Annotated in this window: 17 protein-coding genes; 9 read left to right on the plus strand and 8 right to left on the minus strand. The window is 71.4% G+C overall.

Annotated features, from left to right (window positions below; all coding sequences use genetic code 11):
- Positions 1-336: 336 nt before the first annotated feature.
- Positions 337-1,902: a tRNA (N6-isopentenyl adenosine(37)-C2)-methylthiotransferase MiaB gene (gene miaB, locus ACFSE6_RS15910; protein ID WP_388009402.1), complete on the minus strand. Its 1,566-nt coding sequence runs from the start codon at positions 1,900-1,902 to the stop codon at positions 337-339.
- A 115-nt stretch (positions 1,903-2,017) separates the two neighbouring features.
- Here miaB and ACFSE6_RS15915 point away from each other — a divergent pair, with 115 nt between their 5' ends.
- The 4 genes from ACFSE6_RS15915 to ACFSE6_RS15930 all read left to right on the plus strand — a co-directional run bounded on the left by ACFSE6_RS15915 (position 2,018) and on the right by ACFSE6_RS15930 (position 5,451).
- A complete protein-coding gene (locus ACFSE6_RS15915) occupies positions 2,018-2,818 on the plus strand; it encodes an amino acid ABC transporter ATP-binding protein (RefSeq protein ID WP_388009405.1) in 801 nt (266 codons plus the stop codon).
- A 49-nt stretch (positions 2,819-2,867) separates the two neighbouring features.
- The gene (locus tag ACFSE6_RS15920; RefSeq protein WP_388009408.1) at positions 2,868-3,740 is read left to right on the plus strand and encodes a glutamate ABC transporter substrate-binding protein; all 873 of its coding nucleotides are present in this window, start codon (positions 2,868-2,870) and stop codon (positions 3,738-3,740) included.
- A gap of 104 nt (positions 3,741-3,844) precedes the next feature.
- Entirely contained in the window at positions 3,845-4,546 is a 702-nt protein-coding gene (locus tag ACFSE6_RS15925) for an amino acid ABC transporter permease (protein ID WP_388009411.1), read from the plus strand.
- A complete protein-coding gene (locus tag ACFSE6_RS15930) occupies positions 4,543-5,451 on the plus strand; it encodes an amino acid ABC transporter permease (protein WP_388009414.1) in 909 nt (302 codons plus the stop codon). The genes ACFSE6_RS15925 and ACFSE6_RS15930 overlap by 4 nt, the downstream gene beginning before the upstream one ends.
- Positions 5,452-5,496: 45 nt before the next feature.
- On the opposite strand, the gene ACFSE6_RS15935 is transcribed toward ACFSE6_RS15930, so the two are convergent.
- The 3 genes from ACFSE6_RS15935 to ACFSE6_RS15945 form a co-directional block, all read right to left on the minus strand.
- Entirely contained in the window at positions 5,497-6,096 is a 600-nt protein-coding gene (locus ACFSE6_RS15935) for a regulatory protein RecX (protein WP_388009417.1), read from the minus strand.
- A 1-nt stretch (position 6,097) separates the two neighbouring features.
- Positions 6,098-7,177: a recombinase RecA gene (gene recA / locus ACFSE6_RS15940; RefSeq protein WP_388009420.1), complete on the minus strand. Its 1,080-nt coding sequence runs from the start codon at positions 7,175-7,177 to the stop codon at positions 6,098-6,100.
- A 227-nt stretch (positions 7,178-7,404) separates the two neighbouring features.
- Entirely contained in the window at positions 7,405-7,635 is a 231-nt protein-coding gene (locus tag ACFSE6_RS15945) for a DUF3046 domain-containing protein (protein ID WP_388009423.1), read from the minus strand.
- Here ACFSE6_RS15945 and ACFSE6_RS15950 point away from each other — a divergent pair.
- The 4 genes from ACFSE6_RS15950 to ACFSE6_RS15965 all read left to right on the plus strand — a co-directional run bounded on the left by ACFSE6_RS15950 (position 7,627) and on the right by ACFSE6_RS15965 (position 14,781).
- Positions 7,627-12,615, plus strand: a complete 4,989-nt coding sequence (locus tag ACFSE6_RS15950; RefSeq protein WP_388009426.1) for an ATP-dependent helicase — start codon at positions 7,627-7,629, stop codon at positions 12,613-12,615. The genes ACFSE6_RS15945 and ACFSE6_RS15950 overlap by 9 nt on opposite strands.
- Positions 12,616-12,773: 158 nt before the next feature.
- Positions 12,774-13,133, plus strand: coding sequence for a hypothetical protein (locus ACFSE6_RS15955; RefSeq protein WP_388009429.1), 360 nt, complete (start codon positions 12,774-12,776; stop codon positions 13,131-13,133).
- 87 nt (positions 13,134-13,220) lie between these two features.
- Positions 13,221-13,982, plus strand: a complete 762-nt coding sequence (gene aroD / locus ACFSE6_RS15960) for a type I 3-dehydroquinate dehydratase (protein ID WP_388009432.1) — start codon at positions 13,221-13,223, stop codon at positions 13,980-13,982.
- Between the two features lies 1 nt (position 13,983).
- Positions 13,984-14,781 carry a DNA-formamidopyrimidine glycosylase family protein gene (locus ACFSE6_RS15965; protein ID WP_388009435.1) on the plus strand — a complete coding sequence of 266 codons (798 nt, stop codon included), beginning with the start codon at positions 13,984-13,986 and terminating at the stop codon, positions 14,779-14,781.
- A 113-nt stretch (positions 14,782-14,894) separates the two neighbouring features.
- Here ACFSE6_RS15965 and ACFSE6_RS15970 read toward each other — a convergent pair whose 3' ends face one another.
- The 3 genes from ACFSE6_RS15970 to pgsA form a co-directional block, all read right to left on the minus strand.
- Positions 14,895-15,203: a helix-turn-helix domain-containing protein gene (locus tag ACFSE6_RS15970; RefSeq protein WP_388009438.1), complete on the minus strand. Its 309-nt coding sequence runs from the start codon at positions 15,201-15,203 to the stop codon at positions 14,895-14,897.
- A 208-nt stretch (positions 15,204-15,411) separates the two neighbouring features.
- The gene (locus ACFSE6_RS15975) at positions 15,412-15,882 is read right to left on the minus strand and encodes a CinA family protein (protein WP_388009441.1); all 471 of its coding nucleotides are present in this window, start codon (positions 15,880-15,882) and stop codon (positions 15,412-15,414) included.
- Positions 15,879-16,520, minus strand: a complete 642-nt coding sequence (pgsA, locus tag ACFSE6_RS15980) for a CDP-diacylglycerol--glycerol-3-phosphate 3-phosphatidyltransferase (RefSeq protein ID WP_388009660.1) — start codon at positions 16,518-16,520, stop codon at positions 15,879-15,881. Before pgsA ends, ACFSE6_RS15975 begins: the two co-directional genes overlap by 4 nt.
- A gap of 79 nt (positions 16,521-16,599) precedes the next feature.
- Here pgsA and ACFSE6_RS15985 point away from each other — a divergent pair, with 79 nt between their 5' ends.
- A complete protein-coding gene (locus ACFSE6_RS15985) occupies positions 16,600-17,919 on the plus strand; it encodes a CapA family protein (RefSeq protein ID WP_388009444.1) in 1,320 nt (439 codons plus the stop codon).
- A 4-nt stretch (positions 17,920-17,923) separates the two neighbouring features.
- On the opposite strand, the gene ACFSE6_RS15990 is transcribed toward ACFSE6_RS15985, so the two are convergent.
- Entirely contained in the window at positions 17,924-20,710 is a 2,787-nt protein-coding gene (locus tag ACFSE6_RS15990) for an FtsK/SpoIIIE family DNA translocase (RefSeq protein WP_388009447.1), read from the minus strand.
- Positions 20,711-20,736: the final 26 nt, after the last annotated feature.

Below are 20,736 nucleotides of genomic sequence, written 5' to 3' on the forward strand. Positions count from 1 at the left end.
GGAGCCCTGACGAGCACGCTGCGGTGACGGGCGAGGCACGAGCCGGTCACCGCGAGTGCGAGGAAGGGCGACCATCAGACACGAGCCCTGACGAGCACGCTGCGGTGACGGGCGAGGCACGAGCCGGTCACTGCGAGTGCGAGGAAGGGCGACCATCAGACACGAGCCCTGACGAGCACGCTGCGGTGACGGGCGAGGCACGAGCCGGTCACCGCGAGTGCGAGGAAGGGCGACCATCAGACACGAGCCCTGACCGCCGAGAGCGGTCGATTATGCCGAGAGCGGTCGTTCAAACATCCGCTCTTGACTGGATCGACCGCTCTCGGCGAGGGGTGGTCAGCGGCGCAGTGTCGGCATCCCGAGCGTGACCGGTCCGCCGCTCGGTGCGGCACCGTGCTCGTGCGGGTCGGCGTGCCCTTCCCGGACGTCCCAGGCGTCGCCGGCACGGGTGCGGCGCAACCGGTAGGCCCCGCCGGTCAGGGCCGAGTCGGCCACCAGGTGGTGCGGCGCGCCGTGGGTGACCTCGACGGTCACCATGTCCCCGGGCCGAGGCCGCTCGGCTTCCGGGAGGTCCGGCGGGAGCGCGACGTGGACGAGGCGATTGTCGGCGGCCCGGCCGGAGATGCGCTGCGTGGCGCCGTCCTTGCGCCCCTCCCCCTCGGCGACCAACACGTCGACGGTGCGGCCGACCTGGGCCTCGTTCTCCTCGGTCGAGATGCGCTGCTGCAACTCGACGAGGCGCTGGTAACGCTCGGCGACGACGTCGGCGGGCACCTGGGGCAGGTCCGCCGCGGGAGTCCCGGGACGGGGCGAGTACTGGAACGTGAAGGCGGAGGAGAACCGGGAGGCCTCGACCACCTCGAGGGTCTGGACGAAGTCCTCCTCCGTCTCGCCGGGAAAGCCCACGATGATGTCGGTGGTCAGGGCGGCGTCCGGGATGGCGGAGCGGACCTTGTCGATGATGCCGAGGAACTTCCTGCGGCGGTAGGACCTCCGCATCGCCCGCAGCACCGCGTCGGAGCCGGACTGCAGGGGCATGTGCAAGCTCGGCATGACGTTCTCGGTCTCGGCCATGGCAGCGATGACGTCATCGGTGAACGCGGCCGGGTGTGGTGAGGTGAACCGGACGCGCTCCAACCCGTCGATCTCGCCGCACGCGCGCAGCAGCTTCGCGAAGGCGCCGCGGTCACCGAAGGAGACGCCGTAACTGTTGACGTTCTGCCCGAGCAGCGTGACCTCGACGACGCCCTGGGCGACGACGGCCTCGATCTCGGCCAGCACGTCACCCGGGCGGCGGTCCCGTTCCTTGCCGCGCAGATGCGGCACGATGCAGAACGTGCACGTGTTGTTGCAGCCGACCGAGATCGACACCCACGCGGCGTAGGAGGACTCGCGGCGGGTCGGTAGCGTCGAGGGGAAGACCTTGAGCGACTCCTCGATCTCGACCTCAGCGGACTGGTTGTGCCGGGCACGGTCGAGCAGCGCGGGCAGGACGTCGAGGTTGTGGGTGCCGAGGACCACGTCGACCCAGGGCGCCTTCTCGACGATGCCCCGGCGCATCTGCTGGGCGAGGCAGCCTCCGACGGCGATCTGCATGCCGGGCCGTTCGCGCTTGACGGCGGCGAGTTGGCCGAGGTTGCCGAACAGGCGAGTCGCGGCGTTCTCGCGCACGGAACAGGTGTTGATGATGACGACGTCGGCACCGCCGTCGCCGGCGTCTGTCGCCCGGGCAGCGGCCTCGGGGACCGCCTCGACCGGACGATAACCCCGCTCGTCGAGCAGTCCTGCCAGGCGTTCCGAGTCGTGCACGTTCATCTGGCAGCCCAGCGTGCGCACGAGATACGTGCGTGGAACTGCGTCGGTGCCCGAGGGCTTCGCGGGGGCCGGTGCGGTGGTGGACATCGCGACGATTCTACGTTTTCACCGCTGGCCGAGACGGCTGCCGCCCGGAGGTTTGTGTCCACTCTGTTACCGCCGGTGACGGCTCGGGAAACACTGGCACGTTAGGTTGACCCCCATGAGCGAACCGGAGAACGTCGGACCGGCGCAGGCGCCGATCGGTGAGACGGCGACGCCCACCGGTGAACCACTCGTGGTGCTCGAGCGCGTCAACAAGTACTTCGGCTCCCTGCACGTGCTGCAGGACATCGACCTGTCGGTGGCCCGCGGCGAGGTCGTCGTGGTCATCGGACCGTCCGGGTCGGGAAAGTCGACGCTGTGCCGCGCCATCAACCGGCTCGAACCGATCGACTCGGGGCGGATCACCGTCGACGGCGCCGAACTGCCGGAGGAGGGTAAGGAACTCGCCAGGCTGCGTGCCGAGGTGGGCATGGTCTTCCAGCAGTTCAACCTCTTCGCCCACAAGTCGATCCTCGAGAACGTGACGCTGGGCCCGATCAAGGTCAACGGCGTGCGCACCGCAGAGGCGAAGGACCAGGCCATGGCGCTGCTCGAGCGGGTCGGCGTCGCCAATCAGGCCGAGAAGTACCCGGCCCAGCTCTCCGGCGGCCAGCAGCAGCGCGTGGCGATCGCCCGTGCCCTGGCGATGCAGCCCAAGGTCATGCTGTTCGACGAGCCGACCTCGGCGCTCGACCCGGAGATGATCACCGAGGTGCTGGACGTGATGACCTCGCTCGCACGCGAGGGCATGACGATGATCGTCGTCACCCACGAGATGGGCTTCGCCCGGCGTGCGGCGAATCGCGTCGTGTTCATGGACGACGGTCAGATCGTCGAGGAGAGCACGCCCGAGGAGTTCTTCACCAAACCGAGGTCGTCGCGGGCCCAGGACTTCCTGTCCAAGTTGTTGACGCACTGAGACAGTCGGGAACGATCGCCCCGCACGGGGCCACTTCGAAGGAGATGACATGCGAGGTATACGCAGAGCAGGGGCGGCCCTGACGATTGCGGGCGCGCTCGCGCTGGCCGGGTGCTCGGCCGGCGAGCCCGGTGAGTCCGACGGTGGTGACGGTGCTGCCGAGGAGAACGGCGACGGTGGTGACGGCGGGGGCGACGGCCTGACCGTCGGCATCAAGTTCGACCAGCCGGGTCTGGGCCTGCAGGAGGGCTCGGACTACACCGGCATGGACGTCGATGTCGCGGAGTACGTGGCCGAACAGCTCGGGGTCGACCCGGGGAACATCGAGTTCGTCGAAGCCGTCTCCGCCCAGCGCGAGACCATGCTCATGAACGAGCAGGTCGACATGATCGTGGCGACCTACTCGATCACCGATGAGCGCGACGCGCAGGTCGACTTCGCAGGCCCGTATTTCGTCGCCGGGCAGGATCTCCTGGTGAACGCGGACGACAACGAGATCACCGGGCCGGACGCGCTGGACGGCAAGGTGCTCTGCTCGGTCGAGGGCTCGACCTCTGCCGAGCGCATCCGGGACGAGTACTCCGAGGGCGTCGAGCTCTACCCCGCGTCGGGCTACTCCGAGTGTGTCGAGCTGCTCAGCTCGGGCACCGTCGATGCGGTGACCACGGACGACGCCATCCTCGCCGGGTACGCCGCCCAGGACTCCTACGAGGGGCAGTTCAAGGTGGTCGGCAACCCGTTCTCGGAGGAGAACTACGGTGTCGGACTGCCGCCCGGCTCGGACATGTGCCAGGACGTCACCGACGCCCTGACCCAGATGATCGACGACGGCACGTGGGATGACATGGTCGCGGAACACTTCGGGGACGACTACACCCCGAACCCGGACCTCAACCCGCCGTCGCCCGAGTCCTGCGGCTGAGCCACATACTCGGTCACGCCCGGGGACGCCATGCCGGCGTTCCCGGGCGCCGCCGGCCCGGCCGATGTCTCACCATCGGCCCGGCGCACCCGAAGGAGACGTGAGTGGGCCTCTTCTCGGACATTGCCGAGCTCTTCGGACAGTTCGACGTGCTCGGCGCGTTCTGGATGAACATCAAACTGACGTTCTGGGCCGCGGTCATCGCGCTGGTCGTCGGGACGATCCTCGCGGTCATGCGAGTCTCCCCCGCGCCGAGCCTGCAGTGGGCGGGAGCGGCCTACGTCAACATCGTGCGGAACACGCCGCTGACCCTGATCATCTACGCGTGCTCCCTCGGGCTGTGGGGACAGCTGCAGGTGGTGCTCGTCCGGAACGAGGCCGGTCGGGTCTCCATCGAGCAGAACACGTTTTGGCTCGCTGTGCTGGGTCTCGCCGCCTACACCGCCGCGTTCGTGTGCGAGTCCCTCCGGTCGGGTGTGAACACGGTGCCCGTCGGACAGGCCGAGGCGGCTCGTGCGATCGGTCTCGGCTTCGGCCAATCGATGCGGATGGTCATCCTCCCGCAGGCCTTCCGGGGAGCGATCGCACCGCTCGGCAACACACTGATCGCCCTGACGAAGAACAGCACGGTCGCCCAGGCCGCGGGCGTGGTCCAGGCGGCGTCAGTCATGCGGCAAATGATCGAGTTCCGGCCGGACATCATCGTCGCGATCTTCTTCATCATCGCTCTCGGCTTCGTCGTCATCGTCCTGCCGATCGGCCTGATCACCACCACGCTCTCCCGTCGACTGGGGGTCGCCCGATGAGCTCCGTCCTCTTCGACGCACCCGGGCCGCGCGCGCGCCGCCGGATCCGCATCCTCAACGTCGTCGGTGCGCTCGTCGTCCTCGGGGTCCTCGCCTGGGTCGTGGTCGGCCTCGCGCGCCAGGAGCAGTTCACCGCGGACAAGTGGCTGCCGTTCGTCCGGCCGGGCGAGGAGAACATCTGGACCGACTATCTGCTCCTCGGGCTGTGGAACACTCTCCGCGCGGCGGCGGTCTCCATCATCACCTCGCTCGTGTTCGGGCTCGCGTTCGGGCTGGGGCGACTGTCCAATCTCGCCCCGGTGCGGTGGATCTGCGGGATCGTGGTCGAGTTCTTCCGCTCGGTGCCCGTGCTGATCATGATGATCTTCTTCTGGTTGCTCTTCGCGACCAGCGTGCCGTTCGTGCCGTCGGGCGAGTCACCGTTCCTGGCTGTGGTGTGCGGGTTGACCCTGTACAACGGCTCCGTCATCGCCGAGCTCGTCCGTTCAGGCGTGCACAACCTGCCCAAGGGGCAACGTGAGGCGGCGTTGGCGATCGGGCTGACGCACGGACGGAGCCGGCGCATCATCGAACTCCCGCAGGCGCTGATCTCCATGATGCCGTCGTTGGTCAGTCAGCTCGTCGTCATCCTCAAGGACACGGCACTCGGCGCGATCATCACCTACAGCGAGCTGCTGCGGTCGGCGCAGATCTCGGCGACGTTCTTCCAGAATTTCATCCCGGCACTGCTCGTCGTCGCGGTCGTCTACATCATCGTGAACTTCCTGCTCACCACGCTCGCCGGGCGGCTGGCGCGACGGCTCGACCGGCGCACCGCCGGTGGCGCTCGTACCGCCGGGACGATCCCGGGCGCCGCTCCCGACCTGCACAGTGCCTCGGTGCCGGACGCAGGCCCGGGCCGGTAGGCCACCGACCTGACGAGGCGCCCCCGACCCTCGGACACGCCACGCTCAGACGTCGTCGGGCAGCTCCGCCCCGGCCGACATCTCCTCGCCCTCCTCGGCCAGCACCTCGTCGACGACACGCATGGCCACGCCGGCGCCGAATCCCTTGCGTGCGAGCATGCCCGCCATCCGTCGCCGGCGGACCTGAGCGTCGAGGGTCCGGGTGGACCTGGCCTTCTTCTCCACGAGCCGGCGTGCTGCCTGGTACTCGTCGTCGCCGTCGACCTGCTCCAGCGCCACCTCGGCGACTTCCGGAGAGATGCCCTTGCGGCGCAACTCCTCGGCGAGCGCCCGGCGAGCCAGACCACGCTCCGAGTGGCGGGTCCGGACGAGCATCTCGGCGTAGGCGACATCATCGATCAGCCCGACCTCGGTGAACCGGTCGAGGACCCGGGTGGCGACGTCGTCCGGCACGTCTCGGCGTGCCAGGGCCTCCTCGAGCTGGGCGCGGCTTCGCGGGGCCGCGTTCAACTGATTGAGCGCGATGGTTCGGGCCACGTCCTCGGGGTCGGGCTCGGCGTCCTGCGCCGCGACTGCGTCCCCGGGTGGCTCCGAGCCCGGCCGACGGCGCTGCCGCCGCCGGCCGGACGCGGGTTGCCAGGTCATGTCAGAAGTCGACCGGGACCTCGGCCGGGCGCCCGTTCTGTGCGGCGGCGCCGTCCTCGGCCTCGTCCTCCTCCGCGTTCTGCCCGATGCCGAGGCGGGTGAGGATCTTCTGCTCGATCTCGATGGCAAGTTCCGGGTTGTCCTTGAGGAACTGGCGGGCCTTCTCCTTGCCCTGACCGAGCTGATCCCCCTCGTAGGTGAACCAGGCCCCGGACTTGCGCACGATGCCGTTCTCCACACCGAGGTCGATGAGACCGCCCTCACGCGAGATGCCCTGGCCGTAGAGGATGTCGAACTCGGCCTGCTTGAAGGGCGGAGCCATCTTGTTCTTGACGACCTTGACGCGGGTGCGGTTCCCGACCGAGTCGGACCCCTCCTTGAGGGTCTCGATCCGGCGGACGTCCAGGCGGACCGAGGCGTAGAACTTCAGCGCCTTACCACCGGAGGTGGTCTCCGGAGAACCGAAGAACACGCCGACCTTCTCGCGGAGCTGGTTGATGAAGATGGCGGTGGTCCCGGCGGAGGAGAGCGCGCCGGTGATCTTCCGCAGCGCCTGGGACATCAGCCGGGCCTGGAGACCGACGTGGGAATCACCCATCTCCCCCTCGATCTCCGCCTTGGGGACGAGAGCGGCAACCGAGTCGATGACGACGATGTCGAGCGCACCGGAGCGGATCAGCATGTCCATGATCTCCAGTGCCTGCTCACCGGTGTCCGGCTGGGACACCAGCAGGGCGTCGATGTCCACCCCGAGCTTCTTGGCGTACTCCGGGTCCAAGGCGTGCTCGGCGTCGATGAAGGCGGCGATACCGCCGTTGCGCTGCGCGTTGGCCACCGCGTGCAGCGCCACGGTCGTCTTACCGGAGGACTCCGGCCCGTAGACCTCGACCACACGCCCACGCGGCAGACCACCGACACCGAGGGCCACGTCGAGGGCGACCGCGCCGGTCGGGATCACCTGGACCTTGGGGCGAGCGGAGTCGTCGCCCAGACGCATGATCGAGCCCTTGCCGAACTGACGATCGATCTGGCTCAGGGCGGCCTCGAGGGCCTTGCTGCGGTCGGCAACAGGAACGGACATGTCGATTCACCTCTCGACTGGGGCCTCGGGACCCCTCGGGGACGGACAGGGCTGGTCTCTCGGCAGGGCCCGCCCTCTCCGGACGGCTACCTGCAGGTGACGCTATGCCCGACCACTGACATCCGCCCGGATCGGCCGCGTCCCTGTGGACGCGGTGTCACCGACGTCGTCACCTGTGGACGACCCTACGACGAACGCGTGTTCGATCCCGAACGCGACACGCCGGATCAGCGCTTCCGGTTCCTCGGGTCGACGCGATGGTGCCACCGGGCGGTCTCGTCCAAATCCAGCTCGTTGCACACCGCGTTCCAGACCGTGCGCGGCGGCACGCCCGCCTCGAGCGCCTCGCGGGCCGTCCGGTTCCCGGCTCCCGGAAGAACGAGATCCGCCGCGAGCGACCTGCCGTAGGCCTCGCCGAGAACCTCGTCGACGACGTGCCAGAACTCCGAATGCTTCACCCGGCCAGCCTGCCACGCGCGCACGACCACGCGGGCCGTGCCGTCTCCCGCCCCGCACCTGTCGGAGGCCGGCGGCACAATGGCCGGGTGGTGCCGTTCCCTGGTGAGTTCTCAGCCGCGACCCGGGCGTGGTTCACCGACGCCTTCGCCGAACCCACGGCGGCCCAGACGGGGGCGTGGCACGCCGTCGCCTCCGGGGAGCACGCCCTGGTCGTCGCACCCACCGGATCGGGCAAAACGCTCGCGGCGTTCCTGTGGGCGGTGGACCAGATGCTCACCGGTGAGGTCCCCGAGCCGGAGCGCCGGTGCCGCGTGGTGTACGTCTCCCCGCTCAAGGCGTTGGCGGCCGACGTCGAGCGGAACCTGCGTTCCCCGCTCGTCGGTATCGGACAGGCGGCCCAGCGCCTCGGCACCGCCGTCAACGACGTCCGCGTGGGCGTGCGCACCGGCGACACCCCGGCCGGCGAGCGCCGCCGGATGGCGACCCATCCGCCGGACATCCTCATCACGACGCCGGAGTCCCTGTATCTCGTGCTCACGTCCGGGGCGCGCGAGAGCCTGCAGGGCGTGAGCACCGTCATCGTCGACGAGGTCCACGCCGTGGCGGGTACCAAGCGCGGCGCCCACCTCGCCGTCAGTCTGGAACGGCTCGACGCCCTGCTGCCCGAGCCCGCCCAGCGCATCGGTCTGTCCGCCACGGTGCGTCCCCCCTCGGCGGTGGCCACCTTCCTCGCCGGGCACCGTCGACATGACGACGGCGGACGGCACGTGCGGATCGTGCAGCCGCCCTCGGCCAAGCAGCTGCAGGTCGACGTCGTGGTCCCGGTCGAGGACCTGACGGACCCGACCGCCACACCGCTGCGCTCGGCCGGCCGCCGGGGGGCCGACCCGGCCGAGGAGGGGCCGGACCTGTCGGGGGACGCCGCCGGGGCGGTGCCGGACGACGGCCCTCGGCAGCCCTCGGTCTGGCCGCACCTGACCGAACGACTCGTCGACCTCATCGAACAGCACCGCTCGACGATCGTGTTCACCAACGGCCGTCGCACCGCCGAGCGTCTCACCGCCCGGGTCAACGAGGAGTGGCAAGCCCGGCGGGACGAGATCGCCGGGGCCGACCTCGCCGCGCGCACGGGGGCCGCCTGGGCGGCGGAGGTCCCGGCCCAGTCGGGCACCGCGCTGGGCGTCGCCGAGGACGAGGCGGTGGCCCGCGCGCACCACGGTTCGATGAGCCGCGAGGAGCGTGTGCGGACCGAGTCGGCGTTGAAGGCCGGCACCTTGCGCGCCGTGATCGCCACCTCCTCGCTGGAGCTGGGCATCGACATGGGCGCCGTGGATCTCGTGGTCCAGGTCGGCGCACCGCCGTCGGTGGCCGCCGCCCTGCAACGCATCGGGCGAGCCGGACATCAGGTGGGGGCCGTCTCCCACGGAGTGGTGCTGCCGACCCACCGTGGGGACTTGCTGCCGTCGGCGGTCGCCGCGGCCAGGGCACGGGACGGGCTCATCGAGGAGATCCACGCGCCGTCGAATCCTCTCGACGTCCTGGCGCAGCAGATCGTGGCCATGCTTGCCGTCGAGGACCTCCACGTCGACGACGTCGCGGCGCTGGTCCGCCGCGCCGCGCCGTACGTCACGCTCGGCGAACGGTCCCTGACCGCCGTGCTCGACATGCTCGCCGGACGCTACCCGAGCGAGGACTTCGCCGAGCTGCGACCCCGCATCATCTGGGACCGCACGACCGGGATGCTCTCCGCGCGGCCCGGCGCGCTCCGGCTGGCCACCACCTCGGGCGGCACCATCCCCGACCGGGGCCTGTACGGCGTGTTCCTCGCCGGCGGACCGACGACGGCGGACTCCTCCCCCGACGGTGAGCAGGCGCTGCAGGCGGCCCGCACCGGTGCCGTCACCGCCGCCGCACGCTCGCGTGGCGGACGGCGCGTCGGCGAGCTGGACGAGGAGATGGTCTACGAGTCCCGCGTCGGCGACACCTTCACCCTTGGCACCTCCACCTGGCGCATCGAGGAGATCACGCCGGACCGGGTGCTGGTCAGCCCGGCACCGGGCCAACCCGGGCGACTCCCCTTCTGGAAGGGCGAGAACCCGGGCCGCCCGGTGGAGCTGGGCCGCGCGCTCGGAGCGCGGACCCGCGAACTTCTCGCCCGCATCGATCAAGCCGACGAGGCGAGTCAGGACGCCGCCGACAGCGCCACGGATCTGCTGCACGCCAGCGGCCTGGACGACTGGGCTGCCGCGAACCTCATCGGGTACCTGCAGGCCCAACGCGAAGCCACCGGCCGCCTGCCCGACGACCGCACGATCGTGCTCGAGCGTTTCCGCGACGAACTCGGCGACTGGCGGGTGGTCATCCACTCCCCGTTCGGGGCGCCGGTGCACGCACCGTGGGCGATGGTGCTCGGCGCCCGGCTACGCGAGGCCACCGGCATGGACGTGCAGGCCGCACCGAGCGACGACGGCATCGTCCTGCGATTGCCCGACACGGGCGAGGACGCGAGTCCGCTGGATCCCGCCTCGATCGTGCTCGATCCTGCCGAGGTCAACGACCTCGTCGTGGCCGCGTTGTCGGGGTCGGCGCACTTCGCGGCACGGTTCCGTGAGGCTGCCGCGCGCTCGCTCCTACTGCCACGGCGGCGCCCGGACCGCCGTCAGCCGCTCTGGCAGCAGCGTCATCGGAGCGCGCAGCTGCTCTCGGTCGCCTCGGCTCATCCGGATTTCCCGGTGGTGCTGGAGGCGGTGCGGGAGTGTCTCCAGGACGACTTCGACGTACCGGCGCTCGTCGACCTCATGACGGCTGTCGCGCGACGCGAGGTGCGCCTCGTCGAGGTGACGACGTCGGCGCCGTCACCGTACGCGCGCTCCTTGCTGATGGGCTACGTCGCCCATTTCCTCTACGACGACGACGCCCCGCTCGCCGAACGCCGCGCAGCCGCCCTGGCCCTGGATCCCGCGTTGCTGGCCGAGCTCGTCGGCTCCGACCTGGGTGACCTGGCCGACCTGCTCGATCCGGAGGCGGTGGCCGAGGTGGCCGCAGCCGTCGGCCTGCGCACCGAGGTCACGCGCGCCAAGGACGCCGAAGGGGTCGTGGATCTGGTGCGCCGCCTGGGCCCGGTCACGGCCACCGACGTCGCCGAGCGTGTCACCGAGCCGGCACGCGTGGACGGCTGGCTCGAGGAGCTCGCGGCCGCTCGGCGCCTGCTGTCCGTACGAGTCGCCGGCGAGACACAGTGGGCGGTCTACGAGGACGCGGCACGGCTGCGGGACGCCCTCGGGACCGCCCTGCCGCCGGGTCTGCCGGAGGCCGTGCTCGAGCCGGTCGCGGACCCGCTGGGTGACCTGCTCCGTCGCCACGCTCGCACCCACGGACCGTTCACCGCGCCGCAGGTGGCGGAGCGGTTCGGGGTCGCGGTGGGGGCCGTGCACGCGGGACTGGCCGAGCTCGTCCGCACCGGCATTCTCGTCGAGGGGCGCCTGGACCCGTCCGGTTCCGCCGACGTCGTCGACTACTGCGACGCCGAGGTGATGCGCCGGATCCGGCGCCGGTCCCTGTCCCGGCTGCGCAGCGAGGTCGAGCCGGTGCCTGCGCGCACGCTGGGTGTCTTCGCGCCACGGTGGCAGCACGTGGCCGCGGCCGGCAGCCGGCCCGAGCTGCACGGGACCGACGGCCTGCTCACGGTGGTCGACCAGCTCGCCGGAGCCCTGGTGCCCGCCTCGGCACTGGAGTCGCTGGTGCTGCCGGCGCGGGTCCGCGACTACCACCCCGGGATGCTGGACGAGCTGACCGCGTCCGGCGAGGTGATCTGGGCCGGCGGCGGTGCGCTGCCGGGGGTGGACGGGCTCGTCACGCTCCTCCCGGTGGACGCCGTCGAGGACCTCGCTCCCCGGGCGCAGGAGGCTGACGCCACGCCGCTGCACGACCACCTGCTCTCGGTTCTCGCCTCCGGCGGTGGACGGTTCTTCCGTGATCTCGTGCCGTCGGAGGCGGTCGGCGGCGACGGCCGGGGCCACGGCGAGCGCCCCGAGGAGGTGCTCGAGGCGCTGTGGGATCTCGTGTGGGCGGGACGGGTCACGAACGACACGCTGGCGCCGGTCCGGGCTCGACTGGGCGGCGGCAGGCCGGCGCACGCGACGAAGGCGCCGGCGGCACGGCCACGCGCAGTGCGGTCGGGGTTGCGGCGCGGCTCGCTGAGCCGGGCGGGCCTCGCCGCTGCCGGCGCTCGCCCGGTCTCGACCGTCAACCTGCCGGCGGCCGCCGGGCGGTGGTCGCTACTCCCCGGGCCGCCGGTCGAGCCGAATCAGACCGCCCGGACCGAGCGTGTGGCCGCGAGGACGGCGGCACTGCTGGAACGGCACGGGGTGCTGGTACGCGGGGCGGCAGGTCTCGAGGACGTCGGTTTCGGCGACGCCTATCAGGTGCTGCGGCGGCTGGAGGAATCCGGCCAGGTCCGGCGCGGGTACCTCGTCGAGGGACTCGGCGCCGCTCAGTTCGCCCTGCCCGACGTGGTGGACCGACTGCGTTCGGACGCCGCCGCATCGGCAGCGCGCCGTGAGAACGCCGCCGAGCCGCGTGTCCATGTCCTCGCGGCGACCGATCCGGCGAATCCGTACGGTGCGGCGCTCGCCTGGCCACCGGCCGGGCCTGATCGGGGCGGCGGCGACGGGCACCGGCCGGGACGCAAAGCCGGCGCCGTCGTCGTGCTGACCGACGGTGAACTCGCGCTGTACATCGAACGTGGCGGCCGGAGCTTGCTGTCGTTCACCAACGACGCCGCCATCCTGACGGCCGCCACCCGCGCGCTCGCCGAGATCGCGACCTCCGGGACGCTCGGGTCGCTGACGCTCCGCCGCATCGACGGCGTACCGGCGCTGCAGCATGACGGCCCGCTGGCCGGTGCCCTGCGGGACGCCGGGTTCGGGCCCACGCCGCAGGGGCTGCGGTTGCGCGGCGCGTCGCTCGCCGGCCGGTGATGCGCACCGCACGCGAGCGACGGAGCGTTCGGCCGGGTGGTCGACGGCCATGACGAGACGGCGGTCGATCGATACGGACTCTTGGCGTCTGCAACCAGATGTGGTTCGTTGGACACGCAGGCCCACATCCGACAGGAACACCGAGAAGGAGGACAGAGATGGGACATCGGAGGATGAGCTTCGGTCTGTGGGCGATCGCGCTGGCCGCGGGACTGACCGCCGCGGTGCCGGGAACGGCCTCGGCCGACGAACCGGCCGAGACGGCCGCTCAGCCCACGGCGCAGGGGTGCGGGAAGGTCATCACGCAACCCGGCGCGGGCGAAACCCGGTACTGGTGGCACAACTGCAGAGACGGGTACGGAGGCGACTACGTCGAGGTCGACATCATCTGGCTGCCGGACAAGTACTACTGCGTCCCACCCGGCCAGACGTGGAACATGGGCAGCTCCTGGGCGATGGGGCCACAACTCGGCAACGTCCGCGACGTCTCATTGGTGAAGACGGACTGCCCGTACTGAGCCCCGCGGGCCGAGTCTCGGCAGCCCGGTCGCCACCCCCCGGGCGCGGCGACCTCACCTGCCCGCGGTGCCGTCTACCCTGCCCGGGTGAGAACCGTTGCGGTGAAGAACCTCGTCCTCGGCACACCGGGCGCGCCACCGGCCGTGATCGTTCCCGTGTTCGCCGGCGAGCTCGCCGAGATCCTCGCGCAGGCGGCCGCGCTGCCGGCCGGCGTCGACGTCGTCGAGTGGCGGGTCGACCACCTGAACGGGCACGAGGACCACGAGAGGGTGCGCGCGGCCGCCCGCGAGATCGCCGAGGCGCTTCCCGGTCTCCCGCTGCTCGCCACCGTGCGTACCCGTCCCGAGGGTGGGCGCGCGACGATGAGCGACCGCGACTACGTCGACCTCATCGCGACCCTCGCGGCGACCGAGGGCGTGGACATGGTCGATGTCGAGCACGCCCGGTCCCGAGCCGTGCAGGCGGTCACTGCGGCACACGCCGGGGGCGCAGCGGTGGTCGTCTCGATGCACGAGCTCGGCGACACACCGTCCGCGGCGATGATGCGCGCGCGGCTACGGGCGATGGCCGAGGCCGGGGGCGACATCGTCAAACTCGCGGTGACCCCGCACGAGGAGTCCGACGTGCTGGCCCTGCTGGAGGCGACGAGCCGGTGGCGGCGCGAGGCGGAGGTTCCTGCGATCACGATGGCGATGGGGCGCCTGGGCGTGGTGACGCGGCTGGTCGGCCATCTCTTCGGCTCGGCCGCCACGTTCGCCGCGGTGGGCCGCGAGTCGGCGCCGGGTCAGCCCGACCTCGCCGACCTGCGCGGCGTGCTCGACGCCGTCGCTCGGGTGACCGAGGGCTGACGTGCCCGAGGGTGACATCGTCGTGCGGGTCGCTCGCCGCCTCGACGCCGCGCTCGCCGGTCAACGGCTCACCCGCGCCGAGCTGCGGTGGCCGGATCTCGGCGGCACGGACCTCACCGGTGCCGTCGTGGTCGGGCACGGCACCTACGGAAAGCATCTGCTCACCCGGCTCGAGGACGGCCGCACCCTGCACACGCACCTGCGGATGGAAGGCCGCTGGCGGTTGATCCGCACCGCGGACATCTCGAGCGGCCGGAACCGCGCCGACCGTTCGCCCTACGTCCGTGCGATCCTCGGCACCGACCGGTGGACAGCGCTCGGGTTCGACCTGGGGATGATGGACCTGCTGGCGACCGAGGCCGAATCCCGGATTCTCGGCCACCTCGGCCCGGACGTCCTGGCGGCCTCCCTCGACGCCGACGCGGCGGCGGCACGGATCCTCGCCCAGGAGACCCGGCCGATCGCCGAAGCGCTGCTGGACCAGACGGTGCTCGCCGGTCTCGGCACGATCTACACGGCCGAGACGCTGTGGGCTCACCGGATCTGGCCGTGGGCGCCGTCGTCATCCGTGGGGGAGCTCGCGCCAGAACTCGTCCTGACCGCGCGCCGGCTCATGCAACGCTCGGCCGACGCTCGCACCCCGACCGCAACCGGGGACGAACGTCGCACGTCGAACGTCCATGACCGAGAGCGCCGGCCGTGCCCGCGGTGCGGAACGCCGGTGCGCCGCGCCATGGCCGGACCCGCGCCGCGGGAGCGTCAGATCTTCTTCTGCCCGGCGTGCCAGTCACCCGGCTGAGGCTCGGGCAGCCGGACCCGGCAGTCCGATCGGACCGGGCACGAGACCTCACGACGACGAGCGCCGCGAGCCGGCTGGCTCGCGGCGCTCGTGTTCGGCCGGTACGTGCGCGGTCAGCCGACCGGCGTGAGCAGGTCGGGCTCGCGGCGCAGCAGCTCGTCCGGAACGGTGTCGGGCACGTGCACGCCCTCGATGACCGCAACCCGGTCCGAGACGGCGCGCAGCACGAAGCTGAGGGGGATGTTGAGGGCCTCGCAGATGGAGGCGAGGAGCTCGGACGAGGCTTCCTTCTGGCCGCGCTCGACCTCGCTCAGGTAGCCCAGCGAGACCCGTGCCGCAGACGAGACCTCACGCAGGGTCCGGCCCTGACGCTGGCGAGCCTCGCGGAGCACGTCTCCGATCTCACGGCGGAGCGAAATCATCGTGCTGCCCTCCTCCCCGGCCCGGTTGGGCGCTGTCGTCCTACCGTACCCCGGACGCGGGGTCTGCCGCGGCGTGGATCGCACGGTCGGACGTCCTTGAGGGCGGCGCAGAGTGATCTCTTCGCCGCTGTCGATGTACCTGGTCGTGATCATCACTGTGGTCAACGCGATGGCGCGGCGGGATGTTCCCGTCGCACCGCGAGTTGGCTCACGTCAGGAGGACGTCGCCGACAAGGGCGAGCGCGACGGCGACCACGGCGGCTCGGATGTGCGGTCGCGTCCCGGCCAACCGCAGGGGCCGCACTGCGGTGCGGTCGGGCCCGAGCGCAGCGACATAGGCCGTCCCGGCCGGCCGCCCGTCCGCGGGTCCCGGCCCGGCGACGCCGGTGGTGGCGAGGGCGTAGTCGCTGCCGAGGAGCCGGCCCGCTCCCGCGGCCATCTGCCGTGCCACCTCCGGATGGACCGGCCCGCAGCGCGCGAGCAGGTCGGCGTCGACGTCGAGCAGTCCCGACTTCAGGTCGGTGGCGTAGGCGACGAGGCCGCCGCGCAGGACGGCCGAGGCACCGGGCACCGCCACCAGCGCCGCCGTGAGGGAACCGCCGGTGAGCGACTCGGCGACGGCGAGGCTGCCACCGCGGGCGCTCAGGTCCGCGACGACGCGGGTGGCCGCCGGATTCACGACTCCTCGTCGCCCGCCGCCGGCCGGGAGGTGGAGTCGTGACGGGCGCGGGCCGAGATCTGGACCGCCTTGACGACGTAGTCGACGCCGGTGATGACGGTCACGGCGACCGCGGCGAGCATGATGCCGAACGCGACGATCGCAATCGCGTCGGCCACGGCTCCGGGGACGAGATCCGCCCATGGCACGAGCAGCATGAGCAGGAACGTGATCTGGAGCACGGTCTTGGTCTTGCCGCCACTGCTCGCGGCCATGATCGCGCCTCGGCGTTTCATCACCTCGCGCAGTGCGGTGATCCCGAGCTCACGGACGATGATGACCACGGTCGCCCACCACGGCAGCAACCCGTCGATCGAGAGAAGCAGGAGCGCCGAGATGACCAGGGCCTTGTCGGCGATCGGGTCCGCGAGCTTGCCGAAGTCGGTGACCAGCCCGCGCCGCCGGGCGATGGTGCCGTCGAGCTTGTCGGTCAGCGCCGCCACCGCGAACACGCCGGTGGCCACGAGCCGCGTGGTGGTGGTCCCCTGCAGGAACAGCAGGACGAAGACCGGCACGAGCACGATGCGGACCATCGTCAGGATGTTGGCGATGTTCCACAGCGGGACCGGCCGGTCGCCGGCACCGGCGGGTTGGGTCATCACGCCCCCACCCTAGAGCCCGCCCGCGACAGCTGCGGCCAGGTCGGTGTGAGGGTCGGCACGCCGTAGTCTGACGGGCATGGCATCCGGTACCCGCCATGCGCGCGGCTCGCGGCGGGGGCCTCGGATCCCCGCCGCCGTCATCCTCCTCACCGTGGCGGCGCTGGTCGCTGCCGTCGTCGGGCTGAACCTGGGGCGTGAGCCGCTCGCCCGCAGCGCCGAGGGACCGACCGCGGCGGAGCCGACCACACGGCCGGGCTCGGAGCCGACCACTGAAGCCCCCTCATCCCCGCCGCAGGGGTCCGAGGACGAGGACGTGGAGCTGACCATCCTGTCGGCGGGCGACGTCCTGCCGCACGAGTCGGTCAACCGCGCCGCCGAGACGGCTCAGGGCTGGGACTTCGTCCCGCTGATGTCGTCCACGCGCGCGTGGACCGCCGGTGCCGACCTCGCGCTGTGCAGCCTCGAGGTACCAATCCGCCCACCCGGTGAACAGGTCAGCGCCTACCCGGTCTTCGGGGCACCGGAGGAGCTCATCGGTTCGTTGCAGGAACTCGGTTGGGACGGGTGCACCACCGCAACGAACCACTCGATGGACCGCGGGGCGGCCGGCGTGACGCACACACTGGACCTGCTCGACGAGGCCGGCATGGGCCATGTCGGGACGGCGCGGACGCCGGCCGAGGCGGAGCAGCCCCAGCTGTACCGGTTGGAGCGCGAGAGCCGGGAGGTCACCGTCGCCCACCTCGCCGCGACCACGTCGGACAACGGCTTGCCCGCACCGGCGAACCAGCCGTGGATGGTCACCTCCGCCGACACCGGCGCCCTGATCGAGCAGGCCCGGCGCGCAAGGGACGACGGTGCCGATCTCGTCGTCGTCTCGATGCACTGGGGCACCGAGTACGTCGACTCCCCGATCGAGGAACAGACCAGGATCGCGTCGGCCCTGGCCGAAAGCGGCCAGGTGGACCTGATCTTCGGCAATCACTCGCACACGCCCCAGCCCCTCGAGCGACTCCCCGGGGGGCCGGACGGCGAGGGCATGTGGGTGGCCTGGTCGATGGGCAACTTCATCTCCAACCAGGACGCGCTGTGCTGCCGCATGGAGACGGGCACCGGGATCATGGCGACGGCCACGGTGACCGTCCCGTCGGACGGCGAGCCGCGGGTAACCGGCCTGGAGTGGGCGCCGGTCACCGTGGACCGGGAAGGCGGTCAGCGCATCCACCCGCTGCTCGACCTCATGAACGGCGAGCGTCCGGACGGATTGACGCTGGACGAAGCCACGCTGCAGCGTCGGTGGGACGGCGTGGTGGCTGTCATGGGCGAGGACCGGCTGCGGCGTCAGCCGCCCGAGAGCACCGGTCCGGGGCCCGAGGTGCTGCCGCGGGAGCGGTGACCCCTCAGCGCCCGGTCAGTGCCCAGGCGTCCTCACCGTCGTCGTCCTCGTCGTCGTACACGGTTCCCGCCGGCGGCAGGTGTCCGTCCACACCGTCGGCGTACGGGTCCTCGCCGCCGCCGGCGGAGGCGTACCCGTCCGGCTCGTCCGCGACCTCCTGGTCGTACGGCATGTCCGCGCCGTCCGCAGGCGGCGGGTCGTCACCGCGGATCCGGGCCAGCGTGGCCGCCAGGTCGTCCGGCTGGACGAGCACGTCGCGCGCCTTCGACCCCTCGGACGGGCCGACCACCTCGCGCGACTCCAGCAGGTCCATGAGTCGTCCCGCCTTGGCGAAGCCCACTCGGAGCTTGCGCTGCAGCATCGAGGTGGAGCCGAACTGGGTGGTGACGACTAGCTCGGCCGCCTGCAGCAGCAGGTCGAGGTCATCGCCGATGTCCTCGTCGATCTGCTTCTTCTGCTGCGGCTGGATGACGTCCTCGCGGTAGACCGGCTGCAGCTGCTCCTTGACGTGGCTGACGACCGCGTGGATCTCCGACTCGGTGACCCACGCGCCCTGCACACGCATCGGCTTGGCCGATCCCATGGGCAGGAAGAGCGCGTCACCCTGTCCGATGAGCTTCTCCGCGCCGGGCTGGTCGAGCACGACCCGGGAGTCGGCGAGCGAGGACGTGGCGAAGGCCAGCCGCGAGGGCACATTCGCCTTGATCAGACCGGTGACGACGTCGACCGAGGGGCGCTGCGTGGCCAGGACCAGGTGGATGCCGGCTGCCCGGGCGAGCTGAGTGATGCGCTGAATGGACGCCTCGACGTCACGCGGGGCGACCATCATCAGGTCGGCGAGCTCGTCGACGATCACCAGCAGGTACGGATACGGCGCGATCTTCCGCTCGCTTCCCGCCGGCGGGCGCACCTTGCCGGCCCGGACGGCGGCGTTGAAGTCGTCGATGTGCTTGAAGCCGAAGGTGGACAGATCGTCGTAGCGCGCGTCCATCTCCCGCACCACCCACTCGAGCGCCTCGGCGGCCTTCTTGGGGTTGGTGATGATCGGGGTGATGAGGTGCGGGATGCCCTCATAGATGGACAGCTCGACGCGTTTGGGGTCGACCAGCACCATGCGCACCTCCTCGGGGGTGGCGCGCATCATGATCGAGGTGATCAGCGAGTTGACGAAGCTCGACTTACCGGCACCGGTGGCGCCCGCGACCAGGAGGTGGGGCATCTTCGCCATGTTGGCGATGACGTAGCCACCTTCGACGTCCTTGCCCACTCCCATGACGAGCGGGTGCTCGGTGCGTCGCGCCGCGCCCGAACGCAGCACGTCACCGAGGACGACCGTCTCGCGGTCCGAGTTCGGGATCTCGACGCCGATGGCCGACTTGCCCGGGATCGGCGAGAGGATGCGCACGTCGGCGCTGGCGACGGCGTAGGCGATGTTCTTGCTCAGCGCGGTGATGCGCTCGACCTTCACGCCGGGGCCGAGCTCGAGCTCGTACCGCGTCACCGTCGGCCCACGGGAGAACCCGGTGACCGTGGCGTTGACGGAGAAGTCGGTGAGCACCTGCGTGAGGGATTCGACCACGCGGTCGTTGGCGGCCGAGCGCGCCTTGTGCGGGGCGCCGTGGACGAGGACCTCGTCCGAGGGAAGGGTGTACACGACATCCGGCGCCAGCTCCAGCTGCTCCGCCCGCGCCGGCAGCGGCTGAGTGGGCGGGGGCGTCAGCTCGGACTTGTCCTGCTGCGCCTGGTCACCGGCCGAGTCGGCGGTCGAGGCCGTCGCGCCCGTACCAGCAGAGCCGGCGGAGGCACCCTTGCGGCCCTTCCGCTTGCTGCCCGGCGTCGCCGCCTCGTCGGCCGGGACGAGCTCGGCGGCCCTGGCGAACGCCTCGTCGCCGGTGTACTCGCCCGGCACGACCGGTTCGCCACCGTCCGCTCGCGCCTTGTCCGCCTTCTTTCGACGGCGTGGCGACGGCGGCCGGTGGCTGCCGTCGGCCGCCACGACCTCGGTGGCCGCGGTGTCGGCGGCGCCGGCCTCCCCGCCCGACCGTCCGAGCAGCCAGTCGACGCCCGCACGCAGGCGCCCGGGGACCGCCGCGACCGGGGTCGCTGTGACGACGAGGAGGCCGAACAGGCCGATCAGCACAAGGATGGGGACGGCCCCCCATTCGCTGAGCAGGATCGTCAGCGGCGCTCCGAAGACCCAGCCCAGAAGGCCCCCGGCGCGCTCGAGCGCGGCGAAGTCCGCGCCCGGATCGGGCAGGCCGGAGGCGATGTGGACGAGGCCGCACACCGCGGCGATGATCGCGGTGCCGCCGACCGCGACGCGGACGTCGGCCTGCGCCCGTTCGGGATGGCGCATCACCCGCACGGCCATGACCAGCAGGACGAAGGGCAGCAGCACACCGAGCACACCGACCACACCGGCCGCCACGTGGTGGATGACGGTCCCTGCGGCTCCGGAGAGGCCGAACCACTCGCGCAGGGCGATGACGATCGCCAGGCCGAGCAGGAAGAAGCCGATACCGTCACGTCGCAGCGCCGGTGCCGCGGACTCGGTGTCCTTGGCGCTGTTGCCGAGGCGTGCGATGCCACCCACCAGGTGCGCTCCTGTCATCCAGATGCTCGAGACCATGCGCACCGGCAGCGAGGACCGCTTCGGGCGCGACGATGCCGTCGACCGCCCGCCGCCACGCGTGCGAGGAGTGCTGCGCGCGCCCTTCTTGCGCGTGCCGCCGCTCCGGGAGCTGCGTGTCGTCGAGGCCGACCGTCCGGGGGAAGTCGTACGGGTAGCCATGACACTCCCAACGTAGCGGCGGCACG

The organism is Georgenia deserti (assembly GCF_042680605.1).
Taxonomy (GTDB): domain Bacteria; phylum Actinomycetota; class Actinomycetes; order Actinomycetales; family Actinomycetaceae; genus Allobogoriella; species Allobogoriella deserti.